The organism is Halorubrum tibetense (assembly GCF_042661865.1).
GTDB lineage: Archaea > Halobacteriota > Halobacteria > Halobacteriales > Haloferacaceae > Halorubrum > Halorubrum tibetense.
This window is the reverse complement of record NZ_JBHSWW010000478.1, coordinates 1-1147: the sequence shown is the minus strand read 5'-3', so window position 1 is coordinate 1147 and position 1147 is coordinate 1. Positions and strand designations below refer to the sequence as shown.

The 1147-nt window shown below is 70.1% G+C and carries 2 protein-coding genes; both read right to left on the bottom strand.

The features are described 5' to 3' along the window. Positions 1 to 211 (bottom strand): hypothetical protein (locus ACFQEU_RS16340; protein WP_379783879.1); only part of this gene is annotated, 211 nt, incomplete at its 3' end. Positions 212 to 311: 100 nt separating this feature from the next. Then, positions 312 to 1147, bottom strand: an 836-nt coding sequence (locus ACFQEU_RS16335; RefSeq protein ID WP_379783877.1) for a lyase family protein, incomplete at its 5' end; no start/stop codon positions are given.

Here is a 1147-nt window from a genome sequence, read left to right as displayed (position 1 = left end):
CCCACGCCGGGCTCCCCGCGCCGTCGACGCGGGTCAGCCGGTGTGGGTCCCGCGAGCCGTCCGTCGGGGCGACGAACAGCGACCCGACCGACTCGTCGGCGCGTTCGTCGTACTCGGTGGTGGTGAACGCGACGCGGTCGCCGTCCGGCGAGACCGCGAGCTCGCCGACCTGCGTGAGATCGTAGTACGCCTCCAAGGGAAGTTCCGACATGTCCCCACCCAGCGGGGGCCGGCGCAAATACGTTCGGGAGCCGGAACCGTCGAGACGGCCGCCCTCGAGTACCACGCTTCGCGGTCCGATTCGCCTACGCCTACTCGCCGTCGCCGGAGCGGTCGCCGAGCCCCGATCCGTCGTCGACGGACGGCCGGTCCGCGAGGTCGGCCGCGATCCCGACGTAGCCGGCGGGGGTCAACGCTCGGAGCTCCTCGCGCACCGCGGGGTCGACGTCGAGCTCGTCGAACAGCGCCCGGAAGTCTTCCAGCGTCACCCGAGAGCCGCGCGAGAGCGTCTTGACGCGCTCGTACGCCTCTGTGTCGCCCTCGCGACGGAGGATCGTCTGGACCGCCTCGCCGATCACTTCGGGCGTGTCGTCCAGCTCCTCGCGCATGACCACTTCGTTCGGGACCACCTTCGAGAGCCCGTCCGCGGTCTTCGAGTAGCCGATCAAACAGTGGCCGAACGCCGCACCGATGTTCCGTTTCACCGTCGAGTCGGAGAGGTCGCGCTGGAGCCGCGAGGTGGTGACGTACTCCCCGAGGAAACCGAGGTCCGAGTTCGCCTTCGAGAGGTTCCCCTCGCTGTTCTCGAAGTCGATCGGGTTCACCTTGTGTGGCATCGTCGATGACCCCGTCTCGCCCTCGACGGCGCGCTGGCCCAGATAGCGGTCGGAGACGTACAGCCACGCGTCGACGTCCAGGTCGAGGAGCACGCTGTTGACGCCCCGGAGCGCGTCGAACAGCGCGGCGAGGTCGTCACACGGGTTCACCTGCGTCGCCAGCGGCTGGTGATCGAGGTCCAGCCCCCAGACGACGGACCGGGAGACGCCCTGCCAGTCCACCTCGGGGTAGGCCGCGACGTGTGCGGCGTAGGTCCCCGACGCGCCGGCGAGCTTGCCCGACAGGTCGTCCGTCGCGCGCTGGACTCGGC